This is a genomic window from Belnapia sp. AC561, assembly GCF_979252845.1.
Genome location: NZ_CEEDBP010000439.1, coordinates 1 through 242 on the forward strand (window position 1 = coordinate 1; position 242 = coordinate 242).

Consider the following 242-nt stretch of genomic DNA (forward strand, 5'->3'; position numbering starts at 1 on the left):
CGCGGCTGCTCGGCGATATCGCCGGGCAGCCCAACCTGCTGGCGCTGACCGCCACGATCGCGGCGGCGCGGGCCGGCGAGGCCGGCAAGGGCTTCGCGGTGGTGGCGAGCGAGGTGACGGCCCTGGCCAACCAGACTGCCCAGGCCACGGGCAGCATCGCCACCCAGATCCAGGCGAGGCAGGCCGCGACCCGGGAGGCCGCGGCCGATATCGGCGCCATCCGCGAGAGCATCACCGGCATC

General features: G+C 75.2%; 1 protein-coding gene. It reads left to right on the plus strand.

Going from position 1 to position 242, the window contains the following annotated elements; translation table 11 throughout:
* On the plus strand, positions 1-242 hold a 242-nt coding region (locus tag AC0IW9_RS31770; RefSeq protein WP_471652262.1), incomplete at both ends, for a methyl-accepting chemotaxis protein.